Genomic DNA, 25,647 nt, shown 5'->3' on the forward strand with positions numbered 1-25,647 from the left:
GTCACAGGACTCCCTCAGACGCCAGGTTTACGCGGGAGTGACGCTTCGCCGCTCCCATGCGCTCCAGTCACTGATGAGCATGTACTTCCATCTCCGAGCGGTGCCGCCCTCGGCACTGCGCAACAGCCCGACCTGGTTCCGGCGTCAGTTCGAGGACGACTGGGACATCGTGCGGGAGCGGATCGGCCGGCACCGCGAGGAGGTGCTCGACAAGCAGTACGGCGAGGTCGAACTCCTCTACTGCGGCATCCCCCCGAACCAGGCGCCGGACGGCCCGCGCACCCATGTGGTCCTCGGCGGCCGCCCGGTCTTCCACCCGGACCCGCCCCTGCCGCCGTTCCTGCTGCTCACCGCGGCCCAGGTGATCGGGGTCGCCGAGTACCTCAGGACGGCCGACTTCGACGACCTGTGGCGCCACGCGCGCCTGAAGCTGCTGCGGCCGTACGGCGCGACGGACGCGGAACCCGAAGTCCGCGGTCTCTTCGCGGCGACACACCGCGACCTGTCCGCCTTCTACGCCCAGACGGCCCGGTACGGCGACGCGGTGGTGAAGTGGCTGATGACCTGACAGCCGCGGGAGGACACGGGAACGCCGGACGGCCCGGGCGTCAGCCCCTCCCCCGAGCCCGCCGCGACACGACCGCCCGCAGCACCCGCCGCCCTTCCGTCGACACCTCCAGCGCCCGGCGCAGGCCGCCCGCGCCATGCCCGGCGAGGATCTCCAGCACGCCGATCTGGCGGCGCAGCTCGGCGGCGACGAGCGGGGACATGCCCGCCGTACGGCCCTCCACGGGGGCGGCCCCCGCCGCGCGCGCCGAGCCGATCGCCTCGGGCAGGGCTCCGGCCGCGGACGCGTCGTCCTCCGCGGGGTCCAGGAGCCGGTGTATCTGGAGCGAGGCGACGGAGCAGGCGTCGGCCCAGATCCGCGCCTCGGCGGCGGACCGTACGGCCGGCGCGGCGGCCAGCATCCGCCGGGCGAGCAGCGCGGCCTCGTCCTCTACGTCCTCGTCGTCCACGATCTCGGCGACGCCCAGCTTCGCGCGTACCTGCTCCAGCAGTTCGCCCCACGCGGCCGGCTCCCCGCCCACCGCGAGGTTCGCCCACAGCGGCCGCAGGACCTCGTCGTCACCCCCGAGCAGGGGCACGCACCGATCCAAACAAGCCAACCCGCTGGCGGCCAGTCCGCGTTCGTCGGCCTGAGCGATCAGTTCCACCAGGCTCATCCACGCCTCCCTAAGCGGGTCAGTCATGAGGGTCGGGGTCCCCGCACAGGCCCCTGGAAGGCCCCGTCCTTAACGGAGCCCACACCTCCCCTTACTGCGTGCAACGGCCCGTGAGTGTCACAGGGGTACGACGCCGAGCCGGTCGAGCAGCCGAAAGAAGAGGTTTTCGGCCAAAGGATCCGCTGCAGAGGTGAGTACGTCGATCACTGACTCGGCGTTCACCTCGTGGCCGGCCTCGGCGGCCCAGGCGACGGCACGCTCGGCGGCGTCACCGGGTTCGAGGAAGTAGTCCTCCAGCGTGAGCCCCTCGTTGCCGGCGCCGAGGTACCCGCCCATGGCGGCCCGCGCCAGGCAGGTCGTCCACGCCCCGCTCTCCGGCGCCGCCGCCTCCACCACCACGGAGGCGCTGTCCATGACGTATCCGAAGAGCGCGGGTGCCCCGGTCTCACCGGACAGGGCGTTCATGCTGCCGATGTCGCCGTCGCCGCTCGGGTACTCCCACACCTGCCAGCCGCCGGGGGCCTCCTCGCGCAGGGTCATCCCCTCGGCGCCCGCCAGCGCGTCCAGCTCCGTCAGCGGCCGCTCCCCGCGGCCCACGACGAAGTACCCCCAGTAGCCCATTTCCGATTCCCCCTGGCTGTTCGGTACGGCCAGGGCCTGTCCGGCGGATCATGCCGGCGGCGCGGGGCCTGGCACGCCCATCCGCCGGACAGGCCCTAGGCCCGAATACACCACATTCGCACGGGGGTTCGCAGCCGTATCGGCCAATCCACAGCTCAGTCCAGCCGGTCCGCGAGCACCCGGAACTCGGTCCAGGAGAGCTCCGGCTCATCCGCGTCCCACAGCTTCTGCACCGTCGCCCGCAGCGGCATCCGGATCCCGGCCGCGACCTGGGCCTGCGTCTGCGAGTTCGCCAGATCGCACCACACCGCGAAGGACCCGCCCAGGATCTGGTCGTCGTAGGTGGCCGGCACGGCCGTCGTCCCCCGCAGGACCCGCGGCGTCCACTGTTCGTAGATGCGCTCGCCGGTGGGATAGACGAAGGTCTGCGGCTCGCCGAGCACGTAGTAGAGGAACTCGTCGTTGTAGTTGATGACCTTCCGCCCCTCCCTCAGGTACTCCAGGGGCAGCCGGGCGCCGATCTCCTTGCCCGTCCAGTACGCCACCTGGATGTCCTTGTCCGGCTGGACGGAGGTGTCCCGGAAGAACCCGTCGTTCCACGCCCGCGGCGTGCGGTCGTGGGCGCGGACGGTGGCGGCGCGGCCGTTGAGCCATCCGGTGGTGAGGTCGGCGACGGTGCCGCCGGAGCCGTAGGCCGCCCGGGCGGCGGTGGCGAGCTGCGGGTAGGACGCCTCGGGGTTGGCTACGACCAGCGCCTGGTACTCGTCGGCGCCGAGGTGCCACTGGTTCCCCGGGAAGAGCCCGGCGAACTCGTTCAGCAGGTCGTCGACGATCTCGGCGGACGCGGGCTTGGAGATGTCGATGGCGCCCCGGGTCGCCACCCCGTTGACATTGCGCAACTGGAGATCGGGGTGCGCGGCGATGACGGCTCCCAGATGCCCCGGCGAGTCGATCTCGGGCACGATCTGGATGTGCCTGCTCGCGGCCAGCTCGACGATCTTCCGGACCTGGGCCTTGGTCAGATGCTGCTGGGACACGACCTCGGGATGCGAGGTGGACTCGATCCGGAAGCCCTGGTCGTCGGAGAAGTGCAGGCCCAGCTGGTTGAACTTCAGGTCCCCCAGCTCCCACACCCGGTCCTCGATCCAGTCCGCGGTGAAGTGCTTGCGCGCGATGTCGAGCATGAACCCGCGCACCGGCTTGGCCGGGTCGTCCCGCACGACGCCCTCGGGCGCCGTACCCCCGTCGTGGACCTCCTGCTTGAGCGTCCGGGTCCCGTAGAAGACCCCCGCCTCCCCCGGCCCGGTGATGGTCACACGCCCACCGCGCACGGTCATGGAGTACGACTCCGGATCCGCGCCCTCGTCGTCGTTCAGGGCCAGCCGCACGTCCCCGGCGCGCACATCGTCCTTCTCACCGGCGTACGTCAGCCCCAGCTCACCGGCGACGAGCCGCCCCTCGTCGGCGAGCTCCGCGTCGTTCACGACGACCCGCTCCTCCTTCGCCGGGCGCCAGCCGGGCCCGCGGGCGGCGGTGTGGGAGGTGACGGCCGGGATGGTGCGCGGGGCCTTCGAGAGCGGATACGACCGGGTGGGTGACGGAGTCGGCGCCTTCTCCGGGGCGGCGGGCGAGGCGGCCTCGGACACACCCGGGGCGGACCGCCGCTGCTCCGAGCCGGCCGACTCTCCGTCGTCGCCGGTGGCCAGGAGCCCGAGGCTCACTCCGGCCGCGACCGTCACCACGACCACCGCGACGATCAGCACCCACGTCTGCTTCAGCGCCCGTCCGGCCGGTGCCCGGCGCCTGTGCTTGTGCTGGCTCACATCGCCAACCTAGGCCCTGTGAGCTCAGCTCGCCGTCCAGGGAACGTTCCGAAACTCTCCCGTTCGACTGAAATTCGGGCATCCGTCGTACACGTCACGTCCACACTCGGTAACGTGGCGCCACTGCTGCCCCAGAATCCACTGTCGAAACCCACGTGACGCCCATACACCTTCCTGGCCGAGTCGCCATACCGTCGCTGCCCGAGCAGACCCGCACTCCACCGTCCCTCACCGCGCTGGAGTCCTTCAACACGGCCCCCGCCGACGAGGTCCGACCGGCCCTCCTCGCCTGTCTGCACAGCCCCCGCTGGGCCGACCGCATCGCCGACCACCGCCCGTACCCCGACATCGACTCCCTGCTGGCCGCGTCCGACGAGGCGGCCTACGACCTGAGCCCGGGAGACCTGACACAGGCTCTGGCAGGAGAAACGTTGCCGGTGCTCCCGCCGGACGTGTACGGCGCGGCCCACACGGCCCTGAGCGCCGCGAGCGCCGCGTACGAGGCCAGGTTCGGACACGCGTTCGTCATCTGCGTGGACGGGCTACCACCGAACGAGGCCCTCGACCAGGCCCTGGCCGGAATCCGGTCACGATTGGCAAACGATCCGGAAGAGGAACGCGTTGTAGCAGCAGAGGAACTCCGCCACCTGGCAAGGGCACGGCTGCTGGAGCTGCTCAGGGGCGCGGGGAACTGCGCGACCAGCCACAACGAACCGGCATCCGGCAAATAGCCGGACACTCCACGCCATTAGCCGCCAATCCCCCATCCGCGTGCCACTTTGATCACATACCCAGCCCCCCGCTAAGCGCCGCAGGCAACCGTGGATACGATGCTGAGGGCCGGTGGACCGTACCCGGCCGGGCCCGACCGACAGCACAAGCCGGCTGGCCCCAATCCCCGCTCCCGGAGGAACTTCCGTGCCGGCTGGAACGCTGTACCGCGGCCGGGAAGGAATGTGGTCCTGGGTGGCTCATCGAGTCACCGGCGTCCTCATTTTCTTCTTCCTGTTCGTTCACGTGCTGGACACCGCTCTCGTCCGTGTCTCCCCCGAGGACTACGACAAGGTCGTAGCCACGTACAAGACGCCGATCGTCGCGCTGCTGGAGTACGGCCTCGTCGCGGCCATCCTCTTCCACGCGCTCAACGGCCTGCGCGTCATCGCCGTCGACTTCTGGTCGAAGGGCCCGCGCTACCAGAAGCAGATGCTCTGGTCCGTCGTCGGCCTCTGGCTGGTGCTGATGCTCGGGGCGATCTACCCCGTCCTCGGCCACGCCGCTCAGGAACTGTTCGGGAGCTGACGCGCACTCATGTCAAACAACACAGTCGCCACCGAGAAGGCCGCCACCGGTATCGGCCCGGTCGAGGGCGAGTCCCTCTACAACGTCGACAACCCGGCCCCGTACATCGAGGCGCCGCGCAAGCGCACCAAGAAGACCCCCCGGTCCACCCGGGGCAACTTCGAGATGGCCGCCTGGCTGTTCATGCGCCTGTCCGGCATCGTGCTGGTCGTCCTCGTCATCGGCCACCTGCTGATCCAGCTCGTGCTGGACGGCGGTGTCTCCAAGATCGGCTTCGCCTTCGTGGCCGGCCGCTGGGCGTCGCCGTTCTGGCAGGTCTGGGACCTGCTGATGCTGTGGCTCGCGATGCTGCACGGCGCCAACGGCCTGCGCACGGTCATCAACGACTACGCGGAGCGCGCGAACACCCGCCTGTGGCTGAAGGGCCTGCTCTACACCGCCACGGTGTTCACCATCCTGCTGGGCACGCTGGTGATCTTCACCTTCGACCCGAACATCCGCTAGGCACGGGGCTGAGGCAACCACCATGAAGATCCACAAGTACGACACCGTCATCGTCGGCGCCGGTGGCGCCGGTATGCGCGCGGCCATCGAGTCCACGCAGCGCAGCCGTACCGCCGTGCTGACGAAGCTGTACCCCACCCGCTCCCACACGGGCGCCGCGCAGGGCGGCATGGCCGCCGCGCTGGCCAACGTGGAGGAGGACAACTGGGAGTGGCACACCTTCGACACGGTCAAGGGCGGTGACTACCTGGTCGACCAGGACGCCGCCGAGATCCTGGCGAAGGAGGCCATCGACTCCGTCCTCGACCTGGAGAAGATGGGCCTGCCGTTCAACCGCACCCCGAACGGCACGATCGACCAGCGCCGCTTCGGCGGTCACTCGCGCAACCACGGCGAGGCCCCGGTCCGCCGGTCCTGCTACGCCGCGGACCGCACCGGCCACATGATCCTCCAGACGCTGTACCAGAACTGCGTCAAGCACGGCGTGGAGTTCTTCAACGAGTTCTACGTGCTCGACCAGCTGATCACCGAGGTCGACGGCGTCAAGAAGTCGGCCGGCGTCGTGGCGTACGAGCTGGCGACCGGCGAGATCCACGTCTTCCAGGCGAAGGCCGTGATCTACGCCTCCGGCGGCACCGGCAAGTTCTTCAAGGTGACGTCCAACGCGCACACCCTGACCGGTGACGGCCAGGCGGCCGTGTACCGCCGGGGTCTGCCGCTGGAGGACATGGAGTTCTTCCAGTTCCACCCGACCGGCATCTGGCGCATGGGCATCCTGCTGACGGAGGGTGCCCGCGGTGAGGGCGGCATCCTCCGCAACAAGGACGGCGAGCGCTTCATGGAGAAGTACGCGCCGGTCATGAAGGACCTCGCGTCCCGTGACGTCGTCTCGCGCTCCATCTACACGGAGATCCGCGAGGGCCGCGGCTGCGGTCCCGAGGGCGACCACGTCTACCTGGACCTCACGCACCTCCCGCCGGAGCAGCTGGACGCCAAGCTGCCCGACATCACGGAGTTCGCGCGGACGTACCTGGGCATCGAGCCGTACACGGACCCGATCCCGATCCAGCCCACCGCGCACTACGCGATGGGCGGCATCCCGACGAACGTCGAGGGTGAGGTCCTCATCGACAACACGACGGTCGTCCCGGGCCTGTACGCGGCCGGCGAGGTCGCCTGTGTGTCCGTGCACGGCGCCAACCGTCTGGGCACCAACAGCCTCCTCGACATCAACGTCTTCGGCCGTCGGGCCGGCATCGCGGCCGCGGAGTACAGCCAGAAGGCGGACTACGTGGAACTGCCGGAGAACCCGGCGGAGCTGGTGATCGACCAGGTGGAGAAGCTGCGCACGTCCACCGGCACCGAGCGCGTGGCGACCCTGCGCAAGGAGCTCCAGGAGACCATGGACGCCAACGTCATGGTGTTCCGCACGGAGCAGACGATCAAGACGGCGGTCGAGAAGATCGCGGAGCTGCGCGAGCGCTACCGGAACGTCTCGATCCAGGACAAGGGCAAGCGGTTCAACACGGACCTGCTGGAGGCCATCGAGCTGGGCAACCTGCTCGACCTGGCCGAGGTCATGGCCGTGTCCGCCCTGGCCCGCAAGGAGTCCCGCGGAGGTCACTACCGCGAGGACTACCCGAACCGCGACGACGTCAACTTCATGCGCCACACCATGGCGTACCGCGAGGTCGGCGACGACGGCACGGAGTCCATTCGTCTCGACTACAAGCCGGTCGTCCAGACCCGCTACCAGCCGATGGAGCGTAAGTACTGATGGCAACCCCCGTCATGGACAAGGTCGAGGCGGAGTCCTCGGCCTCCCCGTACATCACGGTCACGTTCCGGGTCCGCCGCTTCAACCCGGAGATCTCCGCAGAGGCTGTGTGGGAAGACTTCCAGCTGGAGATCGACCCGAAGGAGCGCGTCCTCGACGGCCTCCACAAGATCAAGTGGGACCTGGACGGCACGCTGACCTTCCGCCGTTCCTGCGCCCACGGCATCTGTGGCTCGGACGCGATGAGGATCAACGGCAAGAACCGTCTTGCCTGCAAGACCCTCATCAAGGACATCAACCCCGAGAAGCCGATCACGGTCGAGCCCATCAAGGGCCTCACGGTCCTGAAGGACCTCGTGGTCGACATGGAGCCGTTCTTCCAGGCGTACCGGGACGTCATGCCCTTCCTCATCACGAAGGACACGAACGAGCCCACGCGCGAGCGTTTCCAGACGGCCGAGGACCGCGAGCGCTTCGACGACACGACGAAGTGCATCCTCTGCGCCGCCTGCACGTCCTCGTGCCCGGTCTTCTGGAACGACGGCCAGTACTTCGGCCCGGCGGCCATCGTCAACGCGCACCGCTTCATCTTCGACTCGCGTGACGAGGCCGGCGAGCAGCGCCTGGAGATCCTCAACGAGAAGGACGGCGTCTGGCGCTGCCGCACGACCTTCAACTGCACGGACGCCTGCCCGCGCGGTATCGAGGTCACCAAGGCGATCGCCGAGGTCAAGAAGGCACTGATCACACGCCGCTTCTGAGGCTGTCTCAGGTACGGGCTTTTCCGTACTACGGCTGTGAGGGCCCCGTTTCCCGGTTCGCGCCGGGGCGGGGCCCTCGCCTTTCCCGGGGATGGCCAACAGCTGTGGCTGGAAGGGCAGTTGAGGTAGTTGAGACTTCAAGACAGACTGCGCTCATGGCACTCCTGAGAAAGGCGGCCGCCGCCCTGTCGGCCACGGCCGCCATCCTGCTCGCGATACCCCCCACTGCCTCCGCAGCCCCCCTCTCCCGTCCGACGCTCGCCCACGAGAACTTCGACCGCCTCCCCCTGGGGCCGGTGTCCGAGGGGCGCGGCTGGACGACCGACGCCGCCGACGGCACGCTGACCGTCACCCCGAGCACCACGGGCCGCCCCGGCCGTGAACTCCGCCTCCACACCGAGGGCAACGGCCGGGCCTTCCTGGTCTTCCCCGGCCTGACCGCGCCCGGCAACAGCTATTGGGCCCGCCTGCGGCTGCGCGTGGACGCCTTCCCCACGGCGCCCGACTGGGCGCACTGGACCCTCGCCGAGGCGTCCGGCTCGGACTCCCCCACCCTTGTGCGCCCCTTGGGCGGCCAGTACGCCCCCACCGACAAGGGCAACTTCTGGGGCGTCGGCTCCGACCTCGGCCCGACGGGCGACTGGACGTCCTGGAAGACCTCGGCGCCGGCCACCGCCGCCCGGTGGCAGTGCGTGGAGTTCCACCTCGACGCCCGCGACAACCGCGTCACGGTCTACTTCGACGGCGTCGAGCAGTCCGACCTCACGGTCTCCACGAACCAGCACGGCGGCACGTCGGATCCCTTCACCTTCCCGACCTTCGACAAGCTGAAGCTGGGCTGGCAGCTCTACCAGGCCGGGCCGACGCCGTCGTCGTACGACGTCCGGATGGACGACATCGCGGTGAGCACTCGGCGGGTGGGGGGTTGCGGGGGCTGACGTCGGACGAGTCCACCGGCATCCGGTCGCCCTCGTAGGGCCGGCAACCCTCGACGGTCGGCCGCGTCCTGTCGAGGTGGGTGAACAGGACCAGGATGCCGCGGCGCGACGGGGGCGCCGGGCTCCACCTCGCGGTGGGTGACGGCCCGGACACGCGCTCGGCGTCCCCGTGCCGCACGAGCCCCTGGAACACCTCCGGCGTACGCGCGTTGCACGCGGCGACCTCCTGGAACAACCGGCGCCGGATCAGTTCGCGCACGGTGAGCCGCTCCTCGGCGTTCTCCGGCCCCCGGCCGTCGCCGCGGCTCCCGCTCGTCGCCTCGTCGACGAACGTCCACGGTTCCCATGACAACGACAGTGCGAGCCACCACTGACAATCACGGGTTCCGGCCGATCATCGCCTTACTCTGACGGCATGTCAGATGACGAGTCGTACGAACTGCTCGGGTTCGACAACGTGCTGCTGCCGGTCGGTGACCTCGGCGAGGCCGTCCGCTTCTACGAGCGCGCCGGGTTCACGGTCGGGTTCCGGCTCGACGAGGCCGGGATCGCGCAGCTGAAGGTCGGGGGTGAGACGCCCGGGATCCTGCTGCGCGCCGAGGACGCCCTGGGGCACCGGGAGCCCCCCTGGCCCTCCCCCCGCCTGTGGCTGGAGGTGCCGGACGCGCGGGCGGCGGCACGGACGTTGCGCGACGCGGGTGTCGAGCCGCTCGACGAGCCCTTCTCCGGGGCGACCGGCTGGACCGTCGAGATCGCCGACCCCTGGGGGAACGTCACCGGGTTCACGGACTACTCCAAGCGGCCGGAGCTCGGGCGCAGACCCTGAGCGAAGCCGGGAGGAATCCCTGACGAGGCGTGACGGAGGCCTCACCTCCATGAGTTGAACACGTTCAAGAGCGGGGCTACAGTCTCCCCTGTCAGCGTTTTGAACGCGTTCAAGAAGGGGGCGGCGTCATGGACCGCACGGTCATCGCCTACGTCATCTACCTGGTTGTCAGCATCGCCCTGACCGTCTGGGTGGCCCGCACGCTCAGCCGCAACGGGCGGATCTTCCTCGCCGACGTGCTGCGCGGGAACGAGAAGCTCGCCGACGCCGTGAACCACCTGCTCGTGGTCGGGTTCTACCTCGTCAACCTCGGCTTCGTCGCGCTGTACTTGAGCGACGACGGGACCGTCCTCGACACGCGCGGCATATTCGATGCCCTGTCGACCAAGCTCGGCGTGGTGCTGCTCGTGCTCGGCGTGATGCACCTGGGCAACGTCTACGTGCTCAACAAGATCCGGCGGCGCGGCGTGCAGGAGCGCGAGCAGGTGCCGCCGGTCGCGCCGCAGGGGTGGGTCACTCCGTCGGCCGGGGCGTGAGCGTGCCCGGCACGGCAGCCGAGGGAGTGGGCGCGGTGGCGGGCGGTACGCCGGTCCGAGGGCTCACGGTCCTCTATGACGCCCAGTGCTCGCTCTGCGCCTTCCTGCGCGACTGGCTCGTGAAGCAGCCGCAGCTGGTGCCACTGGAGCTGGTGCCGGCCGGGTCGGACGAGGCCCGGCGGCGCTACCCCGGCCTCGACCACGCGGCCACCCTCGACGAGATCACCGTCGTCGGGGACGCGGGTCAGGTCTACCGGGGCGGCGCCGCCTGGATCGTCACGCTGTGGGCGCTGCGCGAGCACCGGGGACTCTCACATCGCCTCAGCACCCCGGCCGGGGCACGGCTGGCCAAGGGGGCCGTGCTCGCCGCCGCCAAGTGGCGCGGGGCACCGTGGCCGCAGCGGGCTCATGGCGCGTGGAACGGCGAGCCTCACTGGGGCGGGCAGGCCTATCGGAGCGCGGAGGGATGGTCGTACGACCCGAGTTGGGGCTGGACGTACAACCCACCCGGTTGCGACAGCGGTACCTGTTCCCAACCGTCCTGAACGGTTCGCTTTTCGGACTCCGTTTTGGCATGCGCCCTTCCAAAACGGTGCTGGGGTTGGCACGCTGCCTCCCGGTTCTCCACTCCGCACTCGCACCGACTGTCTGTCAGCCGGGCGGCCCACCCGGCCGCCCGGTCCCCCCATCGCAGAAGGAGTACGCGTGAGAGGCATACCCCGCGTCACCCGCATACCCCGCCCCCTCCTCGGCGCCCTGGTCGGCGTCACCGCGCTGCTCACGGCGGGCGCCCTCGCCACACCCGCGGGCGCCGCGCCGAGGCCCGACACCTCGACCGGCGTCAGCTCGGTCTCGGCCGACGCGCAGCAGCGGGCCCGTGCGTTCTGGACACCGGAACGGATGCGGGCGGCGGCCCCGCTGGACCTGTTGAGCGTCGACGGCAACCTGGACGGCGGTTCGGCACCTCTCAAGGGCACGACTGCCACGGTCGCCCCCAGCGCCCCCGCCGCGGCCGCCGGCAAGGCGGTCTCCGACATCGGCCTGCTGGCCTTCCCCAGCAGCGGCGGTCAGTGGAGCGGCGGCGGTTCGGTCGTGTCCACGGCGGGCCGGGTGTTCTTCAGCTACCAGGGGCGTACGGCGTCCTGCTCCGGCAACGCCGTCACCAGCAACAACAAGAGCACCGTCATCACGGCCGGCCACTGCGTGAAGCTGGAGGGCGCCTGGCACACCGACTGGGTCTTCGTGCCCGGCTACCACGACGGACAGGCCCCCTACGGCCGCTGGACCGCGTCGAAGACCCTGTCCACCCCGCAGTGGACGGCGAGCGAGGACATCAACTACGACGTCGGCGCGGCGGTCGTCGCCCCGCTGGACGGCAAGCTGCTGACGGACGTCGTCGGCGGGCAGGGGCTGGCCTTCAACACCGGCTACAACCTGCGCATGTACTCCTTCGGCTTCCCGGCCGCCGCCCCGTACGACGGCGAGAAGTTCATCTACTGCAGCGGCACCACCAACCGGGACTTCCTGCTGTCCGACGACCACGGCATGAACTGCGACATGACCGGCGGCGCCAGCGGCGGCCCCTGGTTCACTCAGTTCAACGAGTCCACGGGCGCGGGCCTGCTGTCCTCGGTGAACAGCTTCAAGTACAACTTCCTGCCGAACCGGATGTACGGCCCGTACTTCGGTGCCGACGCCCAGAACCTGTACCAGGCGGCACAGGCCTCCTGACAGCCGGCCGAAACACCACTCGTTAGGCTCTCGTTCCGTGCCCTCGAAGAACGACAGCCCTGAACAGGGCGATGCGCCCAGCAAGTCCGAGCAGACCCGCGCGCTCATCCTGGAGACCGCCATGCGGCTCTTCCAGGAGCGCGGCTACGACAAGACGACGATGCGGGCGATCGCCCAGGAGGCCGGTGTCTCCGTCGGCAACGCGTATTACTACTTCGAGGGCAAGGAACACCTGATCCAGGGCTTCTACGACCGGATCGCCACCGAGCACAAGGTGGCGATCCGGGACGTCCTGGCCCGGGAGACCGGCCTGGAGGCGCGGCTCGCCGGAGTTCTGAAGGTGTGGCTGGACATCGCGACGCCGTACCACGAGTTCGCCGTGCAGTTCTTCAAGAACGCCGCCGATCCCGACAGCCCGCTCAGCCCCTTCTCCGCCGAGTCGGAGCACGCGCGCGTGGAGGCCATCAGCATCCATCGGCAGGTGCTGGCGGGGGCGACGAAGACCAAGGTGCCCGAGGAGCTCCGGGACGTCCTGCCCGAGCTGATGTGGCTCTCCCAGATGGGGCTCGTCCTGTACTGGATCTTCGACCGGACCGAGGGGCGCGAGCGCAGCTACCGGCTCGCCGAGCGGGGCGCCCGGCTGACCGCGCGGGGCGTCTCACTGGCACGGTTCCGGGTGCTGCGGCCGCTGGTGCGCGAGGTGCACGAGCTGTTCACGGACTTCCTGCCCGGGATGACGAACGCGATCCCGGATCCGGCGAAGGGGAGGGCGAGCAAGGAGACGGGCAGGAAAGCGGGCGGGAAGACGGGCGACGAGGCGGGCGCGCAGGGCGACAGTTCAGGGGCGCCCGCCGAGGACGAGCGCCCCTGACCGTCTTCGGTGAGCGTCAGTTGACGGCGTCGACCTCCCCTGCGACGCGGCGGTCGCCGCCAGTGACGGTGACGCTGCCGGCACGGTGACAAGGGTGGCCGCGTCTCATGGGCCGGCGTGCGCGAGGATCAGCGCCCAGACCGTCTTGCCGTGCCGCCCCCGGCCCCACACACCCCACGCCGCGGCCACGTTCTCCACCAGGTGCAGGCCACGTCCGGTCTCCTCCCGGTCCCCCACCACACGTAATCGCGGCTCCAGCCGGCCCTCGTCCGACACCTCGATCAGGCAGGAGCCGTCGGCGAGCGCGGTCACGGCGACCTCGAACTCACGCTCCAGCAGCGGGCCGTGGCGTACGACATTGGTGGCCAGCTCGGAGACGAGCAGTACCGCGTCCTCCAGCGCCGGATCCCGTGGACCGTGCCCCCAGTCGGTCAGATGGTCGCGGACCCGGCGCCGGGCGAGACCGACCGACGCCGGATGCCGGGGCAGCCGGAAGGCGTTGCGTCTCAACACGTTGGCTCCTCACCCCACGCACACCTTCCACACATGGTGCAGCGCCGAGTGGTCCCCTTGTATCACCAGGGGAATTGCCAGGATGGCGAGATCGCGTCAGATCCAGGTGAGGCGCCAGAGCCGGAAGACACCGGTGCCGTCCGAGAGGTACTGGCCGCCGCCGACCTCCTCGCTGGCGACGACGTACTCCTTGGCCTGCCACAGCGGGATCACCGGGACGTCGCGGGCGACGGCCTCCTGGAGCAGGCGGAAGTCCTTCGTGGCCTCGCTGCGGTCGGCGTACTGCTGGCTGGCCGTGATCAGTCGGTCCACGGTCTTGTCGCTGTACCCGGTGTTCATGGTGCCCTTGGTGCCGACGAGCGGGCCGCCGTAGGTGTCCGGGTCGGGGAAGTCGGCGACCCAGCCGACGGCGTACGCGTCGAGCTCGCCGCTCGCCCAGCGCTTCTGGAAGTCGGTCCACTCGTAGCCCTTGAGCGTCACCTTGAACAGGCCGCTCGCCTCCAGTTGCCGCTTGATCTCCGCGGCCTCCTCGGCTCCGGAGCCGCGCCCCGTGGCGTAGCCGTAGGTGAAGCGGACGGGCAGGCGCACGCCGGCCTCGCTGAGCAGGACGCGCGCCTTGGCGGGGTTCAGCTTGGGGTAGATGTCGAAGAACGACGTCGTGTGGCCGGTGATGCCCGTCGGGATGAGCGAGAACAGCGGGTCGACGGTCCCCTTGTACACCGTCGCCGCCAGCCGCTCGCGGTCGACCAGCCAGGCCACGGCCTGCCGGACCCGGACGTCGTGCAGGGGCGAGCCCTCGCGGGTGTTGAAGTAGAGGTTGCGGATCTCGGAGCTGTCGGCCTCGGAGACACGCTGGCCCGGGTCGGCGGCGTTCAGCCCGGCCAGCACCTCGGGCGGCAGCGTGCGGGTGGCGACGTCGATCCGCTTCGCCTTCCAGGCGCTGTCGAGGGCGTCCGCGTCGGTGTAGTAGCGCAGTTCGACGGCGCGGCCGGTTCCCTTGAGGGCGCCCTTGTAGTCCTCGTTGGGGGCGAGGACGGCGTCCTTGTCCTTCGTGTACGAGGTCAGCGTGTACGGGCCGCTGCCGTCGACAGCGTTGTCCTTGCGCAGCGCGTCGGCCGGATACTTCTCGCTGTCGACGATCGAGCCCGCTCCGGTGGCCACCTTGAGCGGGAACGTGGCGTCGGGCGACGCCAGTCTGAAGGTGACCGTACGACCGCTGGCGCTCACCGAGCCGAGCGTGTCCAGCAGCGAGGACGGGCCGACGTCCGACTTGATCCGCCTGACCCGGTCGAAGGAGTACTTGACGTCCTGCGCGGTCATGGCGCGCCCGCTCGGGAAGGTGAGGCCCTCGCGCAGTTCGCAGCGGTAGGTCTTCAGGTCGGTGCCGACGAAGCCGCAGCTCTCGGCCGCGTCCGGCACGGGTGCGACACCGCCCGGCTCGAAGGTCAGCAGTGACTGGAAGACGTTGTTGAACAGCGCCCAGGATCCGGCGTCATAGGCGCCGGCCGGATCGAGCGAGGTGACGGCGTCCGTCGTGCCGACCGTGATGGTCCTGTTCTCGTCCTGCTGCGACGGCAACAACTGCCAGCCGCCTACTCCCACGGCCGCCAGCACGAGCAGCGTCGCGAGAATCCGCATGCGAATCGAACGCATGGGTGTGCCCTCTCCCCGGCCCTCTGCGGGCCCCCACATGAGCGGTGAACTGGTGAATACGCGCCACTCCCCCAAGCGGCGCGCACACCTAATCACACGTGTTTCACCAGGGGGAAGGGCTTTCTGACGACATGGGAAAGAACTTACCTACGGGCGTTTCCAGCAGGTTTCACAGACTGTTCACAGCCTCAGGCCTGACGGGACGCCAGCTCGATCACCGTGATGTCCGACGGGGCGCCCACGCGCGTGGGCGGGCCCCAGGCGCCCGCGCCCCGGCTGACGTACAACTGGGTGTCGCCGTAGCGGTCCAGGCCGGCCAGCGTCGGGTTCGCCATGCCCGCGACGAGGTTGCCCGGCCAGAGCTGACCACCGTGGGTGTGGCCGGAGAGCTGGAGGTCGACGCCGTGGTCGACCGCGTCGTGGATCTGCACCGGCTGGTGGGCGAGGAGCACGCACGCGCGTGCCCTGTCCCGGTCGCCGAGCGCCTTGGCGAAGTCGGGGCCCTGACCCTCGCTCTCACCCGCGATGTCGTTGACGCCGGCCAGGTCGAAGTGGGGCAGTTCGGTCCGGGCGTTCTCCAGCGGGCTCAGGCCCAGGCGGCGTACCTCCTCGACCCACTGCTCGGCGCCCGAGAAGTACTCGTGGTTGCCGGTGACGAAGAACGCGCCGTGTCTCGCCCGGAGCCCGGCGAGCGGAGCCGCCGCCGGACCGAGGTCCTTCACGCTGCCGTCGACCAGGTCGCCGACCACCGCGATGAGGTCGGGCTGGGTGCCGTTGATGGTGTCGACGACCTTCTGCGCGAACCCGCGGCCCAGGACCGGGCCCAGATGGACGTCGCTGACGACCGCGATCCGGTAACCGTGCGCCGCGCGCGGGAGCTTGGCCAGCGGGACGGTGACCCGCTTCACCTTCGGACCTCTCACGACGCCGTACGTGCCGTAGCCGACGGTCCCCACGGCGGCCGCGGCGGCGGCACCGGCGACGACCCGGGAGACGAAGAGGCGGCGGGTGGGGGTGGCGAGGGAGCGCGAGGGCTCGGCGGGATCAGGGGCGGATGCCGGGGAGGGGCCGGTCGCGGACGTGGAGGGCGCGTCGGTGCCTGGGGCTGGGGCCGGGAGGGGGTCGGCGGTGAGCGCCGCGGCCGAGCCGGTGGAGGACACCGCCGCCGCGCCGGCCGTGGACGACGAGATCGAGCCCGCCTTGGGCGCCGAGGCGGGAACGGTCGTAGGCGTCGCCGTCACGTCCGCCGGTGCCGCCTGCGGTGCCGCCTCCGGCTGCTGTACGACCTCCCTGGCGCGGGCACGCCGCTCCAGCCACCGTCTCAGCAGTGGCCGTACGACCTCGCCCGCCAGCACGCCCAGCATCAGGTACATCGACAGGGCCAGCCACATGAAGCCCGGCCAGGCCAGGACCTGCTGGAGCCAGAAGGGCGCGCCCGAGCGCTCGGCGACGAGGGCGCCCACCGTCAGGGCCCAGCCGCCGGCGATCACCACCACGCCGGCGCGGCGCACGAACCCGGGGCCTCGGGTCGTGTCGCGGAACAGACGGCGCCACAGCCACCAGTTGCCCGCCACCAGAACGGACACCACGAGCAGTGCGACAAGCGCGAAGACGATGACCACGCCGACGTTCCCTTTCCCTTGCGTGACGAGTGAACGTCCCGGGACCTGGCCGAGTTCCTATGGCGTCCGGCGCAGTGCGCGCACTCCACGCAACCCGATGACCCCGACGACCGTCCCCAATACGAAGGAGACGACGGCGAGCACCAGGTGCACCCAGAAGTACGCCGTCGGGTGACCGTCGTCGAACGCGAGCCCGCTGCCGTCCTTGATCAAATTTTTGACGAAAGTGACCCAGATGACCCAGCTCCACACCCCGAAGGCGAGCAGGAACCAGGAGACGGGGCGGCTGAGCTTCACAAGAACTGACCTTTCATCGCAGCGCTGGGCACCCGCGGTCGGCCGGGGGTCCGGAGAGTGTCACCCGGATGGGCACAGCATGCGTTCAGTATCACCGTCCGGCGTCCGCCCCTCCGGGCGGGGTGGGGGCAGAAGCGGGACTTCCATGGGAACGGCATGTACGTTCTCGGTCGTGCCCGCACCCAAGAAGACCGCCAGGCGCGCCCTGCTGGTCACTTCCGCCGTCGTGTCGTCCCTCGCGCTGACCGCGCCCGTCTCCTACGCGGCCCCCAAGCCGTCACCGAGTACGACCCCGTCCGCCACACCCCCGGCGGACATGTCGACCGTCGGCGGCGAGCGGCTGGGGCGGCCCGGCACCCAGGTGAACCTCGCGGGCGGCGTCCCCGTACTGCCCAAGGACCTGACGGCCCGCTCCTGGGTCGTCGCCGACGCCGAGTCCGGCGATGTGCTCGCCGCGCACAACGCGCACTGGCGGCTGCCGCCCGCGAGCACCATGAAGATGCTGTTCGCCGACACCGTGCTGCCCAGGTTCCCCAAGACCACGAAGCACGAGGTCGTCCCGTCCGACCTGGCGGACATCGGGTCCGGCTCCAGCCTCGTCGGGATAAAGGAGGGCGAGACCTACTCCGTCCACGACCTGTGGCTGGGGGTCTTCCTGCGCTCGGGCAACGACGCCGTGCACGTGCTGTCGAAGATGAACGGCGGCATCGACAAGACCGTCAAGGAGATGAACGAGCACGCCGAGGAGCTCCAGGCCCTCGACACGAACGCGGTGTCGCCCGACGGCTACGACGCGCCCCGCCAGGTGTCGTCGGCGTACGACCTGACGCTGATCGCCCGTTCCGGGCTCCAGAAGAAGGACTTCCGCGAGTACTGCTCGACCGTCACCGCCAAGTTCCCGGGCCAGACGACGAAGAACAAGAAGGGCAAGTCGGTCCGCGACACCTTCGAGATCCAGAACACCAACCGGCTGCTGGCGGGCGACAGCGACATCCCCGTCTACCAGGGCATCGCGGGCGTCAAGAACGGCAACACCACCAACGCCGGCGCCACCTTCACGGGAGTCGCCGAGCGGGGCGGCAAGGTGCTGCTCGTCACGGTCATGAACCCGGAGAAGGGCGAGCACAACGAGGTCTACAAGGAGACCGCGCGGCTCTTCGACTGGGGCTTCCAGGCGGCCGGCAAGGTGCAGCCGGTGGGTGAGCTGGTGGCTCCGAGGAGCGCGACGCAGTCCGGCGCCCAGCCGGGTGCGAACGACGCCGGGGAGGCCGGCGGCTCCGGGGACACGGACACGTCCTCGAAGCCGGCGGTGGGTGCCTCGGCCGCGAACGGTTCGAGCGGTATGGGGACCGCGCTCGGGATCGCCGGCGGGCTGCTGGTGCTGCTCGCGGCGGGCGCGTTCCTGATCAACCGCCGGTGGCCGCTGCCCGACCTGGTGCGCCGTCGGAGCCGTTCCTGAGTCCGGGTGTCCCGGGCCGGCCGGGCTCTTCTGACTTGCGCGGCTCCTCGGGCTCGCGCGGCTCCTCGGGCTCCTCGGCCGGTTCCGTCTCCTTGCCCTGCGTCGCCGTCCAGGCGGCGCAGAACACCACCAGCTTCGCGGTGAAGTTGATCCACAGCAGCAGTGCGACCGGCACGCCGAACGCGCCGTACATGCTCTTTGTGGCCACGCCCTGCATATAGCCGCTGAGCAGCAGCTTCAGCAGTTCGAACCCGACCGCGCCGATCAGCGCGGCCATCATCAGCCGGTGGCGCGGCGGTTCGACGCCGGGCAGCAGGGTCAGGACGTACAGCAGGAGCAGGAAGTCGGCGAGTACGGCGACCAGGAAGGCGGCGATCCGTAGCAGGACCCCGCCCCAGCCGTCCTCGTCGATGCCCGTCTGCCGGGTGATCCAGCCGACCATGGCGGAGGCGACGGTGGAGGTGGCGAGCGTGACGAGCACGGCGCCGCCGAATCCGACCAGGACGCCCGCGTCCTTGGCCTTGCGCAGGACGGGGTTCTCCTCGTCGTCGGGCAGCTCCCACACCGCGCGCAGGCACTCGCGCATGGAGCCGACCCAGCCGATGCCGGTGAACAGCAGGACGGCGCCGGCGATGAGGCCGACGGTGCCGGCGTTCTGGACCAGCGCGTCGATGTCGAGCTGGTCGGAGATGCCGGGCACCTGGTCGGTGAGCTTGTCCTCCAGCTTGTCCTGCTGCTCCTTGCCGAGCGTCGCGGCGGCGATGGCCGCGGCGACCGTGAGCAGCGGGAACAGCGCGACAAAACTGGTGAACGTCATCGCGGCGGCCAGCCGTGTCCACTTCACCCGGTCCATGCGCTCGTACGACCGCCACGCGTGCGTGGTCATCAGCCGGGTCACCGTGGACCCGACGACGGGAAGTTTTTTCAGCCAGTCCATGGTCCGACTCTGCCCTCCGCGCGGAAGACCAATGTCCGAGTGCCCCAAAACCGCAGGACAGTCGCCAACGCCATGCCGATTCCCGCTCCGGAGACGGTGTCCGCGCGCTGGGAGGTGAGGCCGAGGCCGTAGTGGCTGACGGTGAGGCACAGGAGCTGTACGACCGCTCCGGCGACGTTCACCCCGAAGAAGACGGCACAGGGGCGCAGGCCCCTCGGCTGGGTGTGCCGGTAGGTGCCGAGGGCGTTGCCGGCGTAGGCGACCGTGCAGCCGGCTACGAAGGAGAGGGCCTTGGCCGTGAGGGGGTCGAGGGTCGCGGGGCCGCGGAGCCAGGTGAAGAGGGCGAGGTCGGCGGTGTAGGCGAGGAGACCGGCGGTGGCGAAGCCGAGGAGCTCGCGCCGGTCGCCCCACACGCGTGTGCCGAGGACTTCCGGTCGGCTCCGCCACGCGCGCGTACCTACCAATTGGCCACCGCCAACCCGTACATCGCCAGCCACACCACCCCGATGACGGCGAGCGCGCGGTCGTGCAGGACGACGTCCTCGGGTTCGCCCGCGGTGCCGCGGTCGGCGAAGACGGCGTACCGCAGGATCGCCAGGATGAAGGCGACCACGGACAGCTGGCGCCAGGGCAGCACGCCGATGTGCGGGGCTCCGCCCTCCTCCAGCGCCCACAGGCAGTACCCGAGGACGGCGACCCCGGCCGCCAACTGCCAGACGAAGCGCAGGTAGCCGGTGGTGTACTCGGTGAGCAACGCGCGCGTGGCGCCCGCTTTCCCGGCCATCTGCACGGCCTCGGAGTAGCGCTTGGCCGACACCATGAACAGCGCTCCGAACCCGGTCGTGATCAGGAACCAGCGCGAGAGCGGGATGCCCAGCGCGAGCCCGCCGGCCATCGCACGCATCAGGAACCCGGTCGTGACGACGGCGAGGTCGACGACCAGGACGTGCTTGAGGCTGACGCAGTACGCGAGTTGCATGCCGATGTACGCCGTGAGCAGGGCCGCGACGGCGGGCGGGGACAGCCAGGCCGCGGCGGTCGGCGCGAGGACGGCGAGGGCGCCTCCGACGGCGTACGCGACCGGTACGGGGACCTGTCCGGCCGCGACCGGGCGGCGGCGTTTGGTGGGGTGTGCGCGGTCCGCCTCGGCGTCCCGGGCGTCGTTGATCAGGTAGACGGCGGCGGCACTGGCGGTGAAGAGGGCGAAGACCAGGGCGAGTTGGGTCAGGGCGTGGGCCGAGAAGAGCCGGCCGGCGGCGGCCGGGGCGGCGATGACCAGGATGTTCTTGACCCACTGCTTGGGACGCGCGGTCTTGACGATGCCTTTCGACAGCGCGGCCAGGCCGCCTCTTCGGGGTGGCGGTACGGCCCGCCGCGGGGGCGTGCGCTGCGCGTGCAGCGCCGCTTCCCTGATGCGCGCGGCACTCGCCAGGGAGGCGGTCTCAGCCATGGGCGTCCCCCTTCCTCATCCAGCGCGCCCCGACGCGCGCGGTGAGTGCCCCCAGCACCGCGCCCGCCGCCACGTCGGAGGGGTAGTGGACGCCGACGACCAGGCGCGACACACACATCGCGGCGGCGAGCGGCGGGACCGCGTACGCGCCGAGCGCGCCGAAGGCGACGGCGGCAGCCGCGGCGGAGGCCGCGTGGGAGCTGGGGAAGGAGTGCCGGCCGAGGGTGCGCACCAGGGGCTTGACGTGCACCGGGCGAGGGCGGCGCACCACCCACTTCACGCCCATGCTGACGACGTGCGCACCCGCGGTGAGCGCCGTGCCGCGCAGCCAGGCGCTGCGCCGCCCACCGTCCACGGCGGCCCCCGCGAGTCCCGCCGCCAGCCACAGGGTGCCGTGTTCACCCACCCGGGAGAGGGCGCGCGCGGCGGTGGCGACGTTCGGGTCGCGGTCACCGGCATACAACGCCGAAAGGATTCTGCGGTCCGCCCCTCTGAGGCTTCGTCGGTCGATGTCGTCGAGGTGGTCCATGTGGACTCACTGTTCACGTCGACAGAGCCAGAATTACGGCAATATTGGGCGACATCCCATTAATCACCCATTTCGGGGAGAGCATGGATGTTTCATAACTGATCGCTCACATACGGGCGCTACGGTCGCCGACATGCCTGCCGACACCGTCTCCGTCACGGGATGGGGCCGCACCGCCCCCACCGTCGCCCGTCTGATCCGCCCCAGGACGTACGAGGAGGCCGCGGCCGCCGTCCGGGGCTGCGGAGCGCGCGGGGGCATTCCGAGGGGCCTGGGGCGGGCGTACGGGGACGCGGCGCAGAACGCCGGGGGTGCGGTGTTCGACATGACCGGTCTGGACCGCATCCACGCGATCGACGCCGACGGCGGCACCCTCTCGTGCGACGCGGGTGTCTCGCTGCACCGGCTGATGCAGGTCCTGCTCCCGCTTGGCTGGTTCGTGCCGGTGACGCCCGGCACCCGCCATGTGACGGTCGGCGGCGCGATCGGCGCCGACATCCACGGCAAGAACCACCATGTCTCGGGCGCCTTCTCCCGCCATGTGCTGTCGCTGGAACTCCTCACCGCCGACGGCGAGATCCGCACCGTCCGCCGCGGCACGCCCCTGTTCGACGCGACCACCGGCGGCATGGGCCTGACCGGCGTGATCCTCACCGCCACGGTCCAACTCCAGCCGGTGCAGACCTCGCTGATGTCGGTCGACACCGAGCGCGCGCGGGACCTCGACGACCTCATGGCCCGACTGGCCGCCACCGACGACCACTACCGCTACTCGGTGGCCTGGATCGACCTGCTGGCGCGCGGCGCCGCGACCGGACGCGCGGTGCTGACCCACGGCGACCACGCCCCCCTGGACGCCCTGCGTGAGGGCACGCGCGCGCGTAGGGACCCGCTCGCCTTCCGCCCCTCCCGCCTTCCGGGCGCGCCCGCCCACCTGCCGGAGGGCCTGCTCAACCGCCGTACCGTGGCCTGCTTCAACGAACTCTGGTACCGCAAGGCGCCACGCGCGCGTACCGGCGAACTGCAGAGGCTCTCCACGTTCTTCCACCCCTTGGACGGCGTGCCGCACTGGAACCGGATCTACGGCCGGGGCGGCTTCGTGCAGTACCAGTTCGTCGTCGGGCACGGCCGGGAGGAGACGCTGCGCCGCATCGTGCGGCGCATCTCCCAGCACCGCTGCCCGTCGTTCCTGGCCGTCCTCAAACGCTTCGGGGACGCCGACCCCGGCTGGCTGTCCTTCCCCTTGCCCGGCTGGACGCTGGCCCTGGACATCCCGGCCGCCCTGCCCGGCCTCGGCACGCTGCTCGACGCGCTGGACGAGGAGGTGGCCACGGCGGGCGGGCGGGTCTACCTCGCCAAGGACTCCCGGCTGCGGCCCGAGTCGCTCGCCGCGATGTACCCGCGCCTGGACGCCTTCCGCTCGCTGCGCGCGGAGCTGGACCCGCGCGGCGTGTTCGTGTCGGACCTGGCCCGTCGTCTCGCCCTGTAGAACCCCCATCAGATCTCTAGGAGCTGTCGTGAAGGACGCCTTCGGTCTCCCCCAGTCCCTGCTCGTCCTCGGCGGTACGTCCGAGATCGCGCTGGCCACCGCACGCCGCATGATCGCGCGCCGCACCCGCACGGTGTGGCTGGCGGGCCGCCCGTCGCCCGCCCTGGAGCAGTCCGCGGCCGAGCTGCGCGCACTGGGCGCCGCCGTGCACACGGTGGCCTTCGACGCGCTCGACCCCGAATCCCACGAGACGGTGCTCGGGAAGGTCTTCGCGGAGGGCGACATCGACATGGTGCTGCTCGCCTTCGGGATCCTCGGCGACCAGGCGCAGGACGAGCGTGAGCCGCTGAGCGCGGTGCGGGTCGCCCAGACCAACTACACGGGCGCCGTGTCGGCGACCCTGGTCAGCGCGGGCGCGCTCCAGGCCCAGGGCCACGGCTCGCTCGTCGTCCTGTCCTCCGTCGCCGGCGAGCGGGCCCGCCGCGCCAACTTCATCTACGGCTCGAGCAAGGCCGGACTCGACGCCTTCACCCAGGGCCTGGGCGACGCCCTGCACGGCACCGGCGTCCACGTCATGGTCGTACGCCCCGGCTTCGTACGCTCGAAGATGACGACCGGCCTGGAGGAGCCGCCCCTGACGACCACCCCGGAGGCGGTGGCGACGGCGATCGAAGTGGGCCTGCGGCGCCGCTCGGAGACGGTCTGGGTGCCGGGCGCCCTCCGCCTGGTGATGTCGGCCCTACGCCACGCACCACGAGCACTGTTCCGCTGCCTGCCCATCTAGACCGCAGTCCGACAAGCACCCCAACGAGGCGCGGCAGCGCCTCAAGGGGGCGCGGGACTGTATCGATATGCGGCTCCGCCGCGCGGGCGCGACCAGCCACGAATCACCCGCAGACGAAACCCAAACCCAACCCGGCACGACCCCCCGGCCCGACCGGCGGAGCTACCCCGCCGGGATCGACCCGCGCTCCACGGACCCCGGCTGCGGCGGAACCACCGGCCCCCCGAAGACGAAGTCCCTCAGCTTGCGCCACACACCGTCGGCGCCCTGTTCGTAGAGGGCGAAGCCGGTGCAGGGCCACTCGGCCCGGTAGTCGGCCAGTTCCTCGAACGCGCGGTCCATCGACTCCTCGTCGATGCCGTGCGCGACGGTGACGTGCGGGTGGTACGGGAACTGGAGCTCGCGTGCGACGGGCCCGGAGGCGTCGCGAACCTGCTTCTGGAGCCAGGTGCAGGCTTCGGCGCCCTCGACGACCTGGACGAAGACGACCGGCGAGAGGGGCCGGAAGGTGCCGGTGCCGGACAGCCGCATCGGGAAGGGGCGGCCCGCGGTCGCGACCTCGACGAGGTGTGCCTCGATCGCCGGGAGCAGCGCGCCGTCGACCTCCGTCGGCGGCAGCAGTGTGACGTGCGTGGGGATGCCGTGAGCAGCGGCGTCGCCGAAGCCCGCGCGCCGCTCCTGGAGCAGGCTGCCGTGAGGCTCCGGGGCCGCGATCGACACGCCGATCGTTACGGTCCCCACGTCGTCTCCTGTCGTCTGTCGGTGAGCTCGCCCGTCGCGAGAAGCTCGTCCTGTTGTGAGCTCATGCCCTGTTGGTGAGCGTGAGTGGCCGCTGATACGGCCACTCGGCTATCGACTGTACGGCCACGGCCGTGCCGCGGGCAGGCGCAACCGTAGTGATGTGCAGCGCTTGCGGTGGTACGGCCGTGTCGCGGCCGCGTGCCGTGGTGCGGGCTCAGTGCTTGGCGGGCAGGAAGCCCACCTTGTCGTACGCCTGGGAGAGCGTCTCCGCGGCGACGGCACGCGCCTTCTCCGCGCCCTTGGCCAGGATCGAGTCCAGCGTCTCCGGGTCGTCCAGGTACTGCTGGGTGCGCTCCCGGAAGGGCGTCACGAACTCGACCATGACCTCGGCGAGGTCCGTCTTGAGCGCACCGTAGCCCTTGCCGTCGTACTTCTGCTCCAGTTCCGCGATTCCCGCCCCCGTGAGGGTCGAGTAGATGGTGAGCAGGTTGCTGACGCCCGGCTTGTCCGCGGCGTCGTAGCGGATGACGGTGTCGGTGTCGGTGACCGCGCTCTTGACCTTCTTGGCGGTGGCCTTGGGCTCGTCGAGCAGGTTGATGAGGCCCTTCGGCGTGGAAGCCGACTTGCTCATCTTGATCGACGGGTCCTGAAGGTCGTAGATCTTCGCCGTCTCCTTGAGGATGTACGGCTTCGGGACGGTGAAGGTCGGGCCGAAGCGGCCGTTGAAGCGCTCGGCGAGATCGCGGGTGAGCTCGATGTGCTGGCGCTGGTCCTCGCCGACCGGGACCTCGTTGGCCTGGTACAGCAGGATGTCCGCGACCTGGAGGATCGGGTACGTGAACAGGCCGACGGAGGCCCGGTCCGCGCCCTGCTTGGCGGACTTGTCCTTGAACTGGGTCATGCGGGACGCCTCGCCGAAGCCGGTGAGGCAGTTCATGACCCAGGCGAGCTGGGCGTGCTCGGGGACATGGCTCTGGACGAAGAGCGTGCAGCGCTCCGGGTCGAGTCCGGCCGCGAGGAGCTGGGCGGCGGCCAGGCGGGTGTTGGCGCGCAGGTCGGCGGGGTCCTGCGGGAGCGTGATCGCGTGCAGGTCGACGACCATGTAGAACGCGTCGTGGGACTCCTGGAGGGCAACCCACTGGCGGACGGCGCCGAGGTAGTTGCCGAGGTGGAACGAGCCTGCGGTGGGCTGGATTCCGGAGAGCACGCGGGGTCGGTCAGAGGCCATGTCCCCCATTCTCTCAGGTCGCGGGGACCGCTCGG

At 70.4% G+C, this 25,647-nt stretch carries 29 protein-coding genes; 16 read left to right on the forward strand and 13 right to left on the reverse strand.

Annotation, left to right across the window (positions count from 1 at the left end):
* Positions 1-79: 79 nt before the first annotated feature.
* Positions 80-568, forward strand: a complete 489-nt coding sequence (locus ACFU95_RS00330; RefSeq protein ID WP_383819595.1) for a DUF1877 family protein — start codon at positions 80-82, stop codon at positions 566-568.
* A 40-nt stretch (positions 569-608) separates the two neighbouring features.
* Here the strand turns inward: ACFU95_RS00330 and ACFU95_RS00335 are convergent, their stop codons facing one another.
* The 3 genes from ACFU95_RS00335 to ACFU95_RS00345 all read right to left on the reverse strand — a co-directional run bounded on the left by ACFU95_RS00335 (position 609) and on the right by ACFU95_RS00345 (position 3,607).
* The gene (locus tag ACFU95_RS00335; RefSeq protein WP_383819597.1) at positions 609-1,223 is read right to left on the reverse strand and encodes a hypothetical protein; all 615 of its coding nucleotides are present in this window, start codon (positions 1,221-1,223) and stop codon (positions 609-611) included.
* Positions 1,224-1,340: 117 nt separating this feature from the next.
* Positions 1,341-1,844: a hypothetical protein gene (locus tag ACFU95_RS00340; RefSeq protein WP_383819600.1), complete on the reverse strand. Its 504-nt coding sequence runs from the start codon at positions 1,842-1,844 to the stop codon at positions 1,341-1,343.
* 155 nt (positions 1,845-1,999) lie between these two features.
* On the reverse strand, positions 2,000-3,607 hold the full coding sequence (locus tag ACFU95_RS00345; RefSeq protein WP_383820417.1) for a glycoside hydrolase family 20 protein: 1,608 nt from the start codon (positions 3,605-3,607) through the stop codon (positions 2,000-2,002).
* Between the two features lie 215 nt (positions 3,608-3,822).
* Here ACFU95_RS00345 and ACFU95_RS00350 point away from each other — a divergent pair, with 215 nt between their 5' ends.
* The 12 genes from ACFU95_RS00350 (at position 3,823) to ACFU95_RS00405 (ending at position 12,910) form a co-directional block, all read left to right on the forward strand.
* The gene (locus ACFU95_RS00350) at positions 3,823-4,398 is read left to right on the forward strand and encodes a 2-oxo-4-hydroxy-4-carboxy-5-ureidoimidazoline decarboxylase (protein WP_383819602.1); all 576 of its coding nucleotides are present in this window, start codon (positions 3,823-3,825) and stop codon (positions 4,396-4,398) included.
* A gap of 187 nt (positions 4,399-4,585) precedes the next feature.
* Positions 4,586-4,966 (forward strand): succinate dehydrogenase, cytochrome b556 subunit, encoded by a 381-nt coding sequence (gene sdhC, locus ACFU95_RS00355; RefSeq protein ID WP_079056196.1) that lies wholly within the window; start codon positions 4,586-4,588, stop codon positions 4,964-4,966.
* A 9-nt stretch (positions 4,967-4,975) separates the two neighbouring features.
* Positions 4,976-5,470: a succinate dehydrogenase hydrophobic membrane anchor subunit gene (locus ACFU95_RS00360; RefSeq protein WP_383819605.1), complete on the forward strand. Its 495-nt coding sequence runs from the start codon at positions 4,976-4,978 to the stop codon at positions 5,468-5,470.
* Between the two features lie 22 nt (positions 5,471-5,492).
* Complete coding sequence (gene sdhA / locus ACFU95_RS00365; RefSeq protein WP_383819608.1) at positions 5,493-7,247, forward strand: succinate dehydrogenase flavoprotein subunit; 1,755 nt, start codon at positions 5,493-5,495, stop codon at positions 7,245-7,247.
* The gene (locus tag ACFU95_RS00370) at positions 7,247-8,008 is read left to right on the forward strand and encodes a succinate dehydrogenase iron-sulfur subunit (protein WP_383819610.1); all 762 of its coding nucleotides are present in this window, start codon (positions 7,247-7,249) and stop codon (positions 8,006-8,008) included. The genes sdhA and ACFU95_RS00370 overlap by 1 nt, the downstream gene beginning before the upstream one ends.
* A gap of 155 nt (positions 8,009-8,163) precedes the next feature.
* The gene (locus tag ACFU95_RS00375; protein WP_383819613.1) at positions 8,164-8,946 is read left to right on the forward strand and encodes a hypothetical protein; all 783 of its coding nucleotides are present in this window, start codon (positions 8,164-8,166) and stop codon (positions 8,944-8,946) included.
* Between the two features lie 95 nt (positions 8,947-9,041).
* Positions 9,042-9,320, forward strand: a complete 279-nt coding sequence (locus ACFU95_RS00380; RefSeq protein WP_383819616.1) for a hypothetical protein — start codon at positions 9,042-9,044, stop codon at positions 9,318-9,320.
* A gap of 41 nt (positions 9,321-9,361) precedes the next feature.
* On the forward strand, positions 9,362-9,772 hold the full coding sequence (locus ACFU95_RS00385; protein ID WP_383819619.1) for a VOC family protein: 411 nt from the start codon (positions 9,362-9,364) through the stop codon (positions 9,770-9,772).
* Positions 9,773-9,900: 128 nt separating this feature from the next.
* A complete protein-coding gene (locus tag ACFU95_RS00390; RefSeq protein WP_383819622.1) occupies positions 9,901-10,308 on the forward strand; it encodes a hypothetical protein in 408 nt (135 codons plus the stop codon).
* Between the two features lie 2 nt (positions 10,309-10,310).
* On the forward strand, positions 10,311-10,853 hold the full coding sequence (locus tag ACFU95_RS00395) for a thiol-disulfide oxidoreductase DCC family protein (protein ID WP_383819625.1): 543 nt from the start codon (positions 10,311-10,313) through the stop codon (positions 10,851-10,853).
* A gap of 160 nt (positions 10,854-11,013) precedes the next feature.
* Positions 11,014-12,039, forward strand: coding sequence for a trypsin-like serine peptidase (locus ACFU95_RS00400; RefSeq protein WP_383819628.1), 1,026 nt, complete (start codon positions 11,014-11,016; stop codon positions 12,037-12,039).
* A gap of 37 nt (positions 12,040-12,076) precedes the next feature.
* A complete protein-coding gene (locus ACFU95_RS00405; protein WP_383819631.1) occupies positions 12,077-12,910 on the forward strand; it encodes a TetR/AcrR family transcriptional regulator in 834 nt (277 codons plus the stop codon).
* Positions 12,911-13,015: 105 nt separating this feature from the next.
* On the opposite strand, the gene ACFU95_RS00410 is transcribed toward ACFU95_RS00405, so the two are convergent.
* From ACFU95_RS00410 to ACFU95_RS00425, 4 genes are all read right to left on the reverse strand, one after another.
* Positions 13,016-13,423: an ATP-binding protein gene (locus tag ACFU95_RS00410; RefSeq protein ID WP_383819634.1), complete on the reverse strand. Its 408-nt coding sequence runs from the start codon at positions 13,421-13,423 to the stop codon at positions 13,016-13,018.
* Positions 13,424-13,519: 96 nt separating this feature from the next.
* On the reverse strand, positions 13,520-15,076 hold the full coding sequence (locus ACFU95_RS00415; RefSeq protein ID WP_383819637.1) for an ABC transporter substrate-binding protein: 1,557 nt from the start codon (positions 15,074-15,076) through the stop codon (positions 13,520-13,522).
* A gap of 188 nt (positions 15,077-15,264) precedes the next feature.
* Positions 15,265-16,698: a metallophosphoesterase gene (locus ACFU95_RS00420; protein WP_383819640.1), complete on the reverse strand. Its 1,434-nt coding sequence runs from the start codon at positions 16,696-16,698 to the stop codon at positions 15,265-15,267.
* A gap of 57 nt (positions 16,699-16,755) precedes the next feature.
* Positions 16,756-16,995, reverse strand: a complete 240-nt coding sequence (locus tag ACFU95_RS00425) for an SCO4848 family membrane protein (RefSeq protein ID WP_383819643.1) — start codon at positions 16,993-16,995, stop codon at positions 16,756-16,758.
* A gap of 172 nt (positions 16,996-17,167) precedes the next feature.
* On the opposite strand from ACFU95_RS00425, the gene ACFU95_RS00430 reads away from it, so the two are divergent.
* Positions 17,168-18,454, forward strand: a complete 1,287-nt coding sequence (locus tag ACFU95_RS00430) for a D-alanyl-D-alanine carboxypeptidase family protein (RefSeq protein WP_383819645.1) — start codon at positions 17,168-17,170, stop codon at positions 18,452-18,454.
* On the opposite strand, the gene ACFU95_RS00435 is transcribed toward ACFU95_RS00430, so the two are convergent.
* From ACFU95_RS00435 to ACFU95_RS00450, 4 genes are read right to left on the reverse strand one after another with little or no spacing between them, the layout of a single operon-like run.
* Positions 18,402-19,391, reverse strand: a complete 990-nt coding sequence (locus tag ACFU95_RS00435; protein ID WP_383819648.1) for a YihY/virulence factor BrkB family protein — start codon at positions 19,389-19,391, stop codon at positions 18,402-18,404. The two genes, ACFU95_RS00430 and ACFU95_RS00435, sit on opposite strands and share 53 nt — an antisense overlap.
* A complete protein-coding gene (locus ACFU95_RS00440) occupies positions 19,379-19,804 on the reverse strand; it encodes a GtrA family protein (protein WP_383820420.1) in 426 nt (141 codons plus the stop codon). Before ACFU95_RS00440 ends, ACFU95_RS00435 begins: the two co-directional genes overlap by 13 nt.
* Before the next feature lie 44 nt (positions 19,805-19,848).
* Positions 19,849-20,841 (reverse strand): decaprenyl-phosphate phosphoribosyltransferase, encoded by a 993-nt coding sequence (locus tag ACFU95_RS00445; protein ID WP_383819651.1) that lies wholly within the window; start codon positions 20,839-20,841, stop codon positions 19,849-19,851.
* Complete coding sequence (locus tag ACFU95_RS00450; RefSeq protein ID WP_383819653.1) at positions 20,834-21,370, reverse strand: phosphatase PAP2 family protein; 537 nt, start codon at positions 21,368-21,370, stop codon at positions 20,834-20,836. The genes ACFU95_RS00445 and ACFU95_RS00450 overlap by 8 nt, the downstream gene beginning before the upstream one ends.
* 133 nt (positions 21,371-21,503) lie before the next feature.
* Between ACFU95_RS00450 and ACFU95_RS00455 the strand changes: the two genes are divergently transcribed.
* Both ACFU95_RS00455 and ACFU95_RS00460 read left to right on the forward strand, forming a co-directional pair.
* The gene (locus ACFU95_RS00455) at positions 21,504-22,859 is read left to right on the forward strand and encodes an FAD-binding protein (protein WP_383819656.1); all 1,356 of its coding nucleotides are present in this window, start codon (positions 21,504-21,506) and stop codon (positions 22,857-22,859) included.
* A gap of 28 nt (positions 22,860-22,887) precedes the next feature.
* Positions 22,888-23,643: a decaprenylphospho-beta-D-erythro-pentofuranosid-2-ulose 2-reductase gene (locus tag ACFU95_RS00460; protein ID WP_383819659.1), complete on the forward strand. Its 756-nt coding sequence runs from the start codon at positions 22,888-22,890 to the stop codon at positions 23,641-23,643.
* 162 nt (positions 23,644-23,805) lie between these two features.
* Here ACFU95_RS00460 and ACFU95_RS00465 read toward each other — a convergent pair whose 3' ends face one another.
* Together ACFU95_RS00465 and trpS are read right to left on the reverse strand one after the other, a co-directional pair.
* Positions 23,806-24,384, reverse strand: a complete 579-nt coding sequence (locus ACFU95_RS00465; protein ID WP_383819662.1) for a 2'-5' RNA ligase family protein — start codon at positions 24,382-24,384, stop codon at positions 23,806-23,808.
* A 214-nt stretch (positions 24,385-24,598) separates the two neighbouring features.
* Complete coding sequence (trpS, locus tag ACFU95_RS00470) at positions 24,599-25,612, reverse strand: tryptophan--tRNA ligase (protein WP_383819665.1); 1,014 nt, start codon at positions 25,610-25,612, stop codon at positions 24,599-24,601.
* Between the last annotated feature and the right edge of the window lie 35 nt (positions 25,613-25,647).

The sequence above is a fragment of the Streptomyces sp. NPDC057623 genome (genome assembly GCF_042800355.1).
Lineage (GTDB): Bacteria > Actinomycetota > Actinomycetes > Streptomycetales > Streptomycetaceae > Streptomyces.

What these genes read in the sequence shown, in the direction of transcription:
- ACFU95_RS00375 (WP_383819613.1), top strand. Translation starts at nt 8,164, where the DNA reads ATGGCACTCCTGAGAAAGGCGGCCGCCGCCCTGTCGGCCACGGCCGCC.
- ACFU95_RS00330 (WP_383819595.1), top strand. Translation starts at nt 80, where the DNA reads ATGTACTTCCATCTCCGAGCGGTGCCGCCCTCGGCACTGCGCAACAGC.
- ACFU95_RS00360 (WP_383819605.1), top strand. Translation starts at nt 4,976, where the DNA reads ATGTCAAACAACACAGTCGCCACCGAGAAGGCCGCCACCGGTATCGGC.
- ACFU95_RS00335 (WP_383819597.1), bottom strand. Translation starts at nt 1,223, where the DNA reads ATGAGCCTGGTGGAACTGATCGCTCAGGCCGACGAACGCGGACTGGCC.
- ACFU95_RS00380 (WP_383819616.1), top strand. Translation starts at nt 9,042, where the DNA reads ATGCCGCGGCGCGACGGGGGCGCCGGGCTCCACCTCGCGGTGGGTGAC.
- ACFU95_RS00390 (WP_383819622.1), top strand. Translation starts at nt 9,901, where the DNA reads ATGGACCGCACGGTCATCGCCTACGTCATCTACCTGGTTGTCAGCATC.
- ACFU95_RS00370 (WP_383819610.1), top strand. Translation starts at nt 7,247, where the DNA reads ATGGCAACCCCCGTCATGGACAAGGTCGAGGCGGAGTCCTCGGCCTCC.
- sdhA (WP_383819608.1), top strand. Translation starts at nt 5,493, where the DNA reads ATGAAGATCCACAAGTACGACACCGTCATCGTCGGCGCCGGTGGCGCC.
- ACFU95_RS00445 (WP_383819651.1), bottom strand. Translation starts at nt 20,841, where the DNA reads ATGGCTGAGACCGCCTCCCTGGCGAGTGCCGCGCGCATCAGGGAAGCG.
- ACFU95_RS00455 (WP_383819656.1), top strand. Translation starts at nt 21,504, where the DNA reads ATGCCTGCCGACACCGTCTCCGTCACGGGATGGGGCCGCACCGCCCCC.
- ACFU95_RS00340 (WP_383819600.1), bottom strand. Translation starts at nt 1,844, where the DNA reads ATGGGCTACTGGGGGTACTTCGTCGTGGGCCGCGGGGAGCGGCCGCTG.
- ACFU95_RS00415 (WP_383819637.1), bottom strand. Translation starts at nt 15,076, where the DNA reads ATGCGTTCGATTCGCATGCGGATTCTCGCGACGCTGCTCGTGCTGGCG.
- ACFU95_RS00450 (WP_383819653.1), bottom strand. Translation starts at nt 21,370, where the DNA reads ATGGACCACCTCGACGACATCGACCGACGAAGCCTCAGAGGGGCGGAC.
- ACFU95_RS00385 (WP_383819619.1), top strand. Translation starts at nt 9,362, where the DNA reads ATGTCAGATGACGAGTCGTACGAACTGCTCGGGTTCGACAACGTGCTG.
- trpS (WP_383819665.1), bottom strand. Translation starts at nt 25,612, where the DNA reads ATGGCCTCTGACCGACCCCGCGTGCTCTCCGGAATCCAGCCCACCGCA.
- ACFU95_RS00435 (WP_383819648.1), bottom strand. Translation starts at nt 19,391, where the DNA reads ATGGACTGGCTGAAAAAACTTCCCGTCGTCGGGTCCACGGTGACCCGG.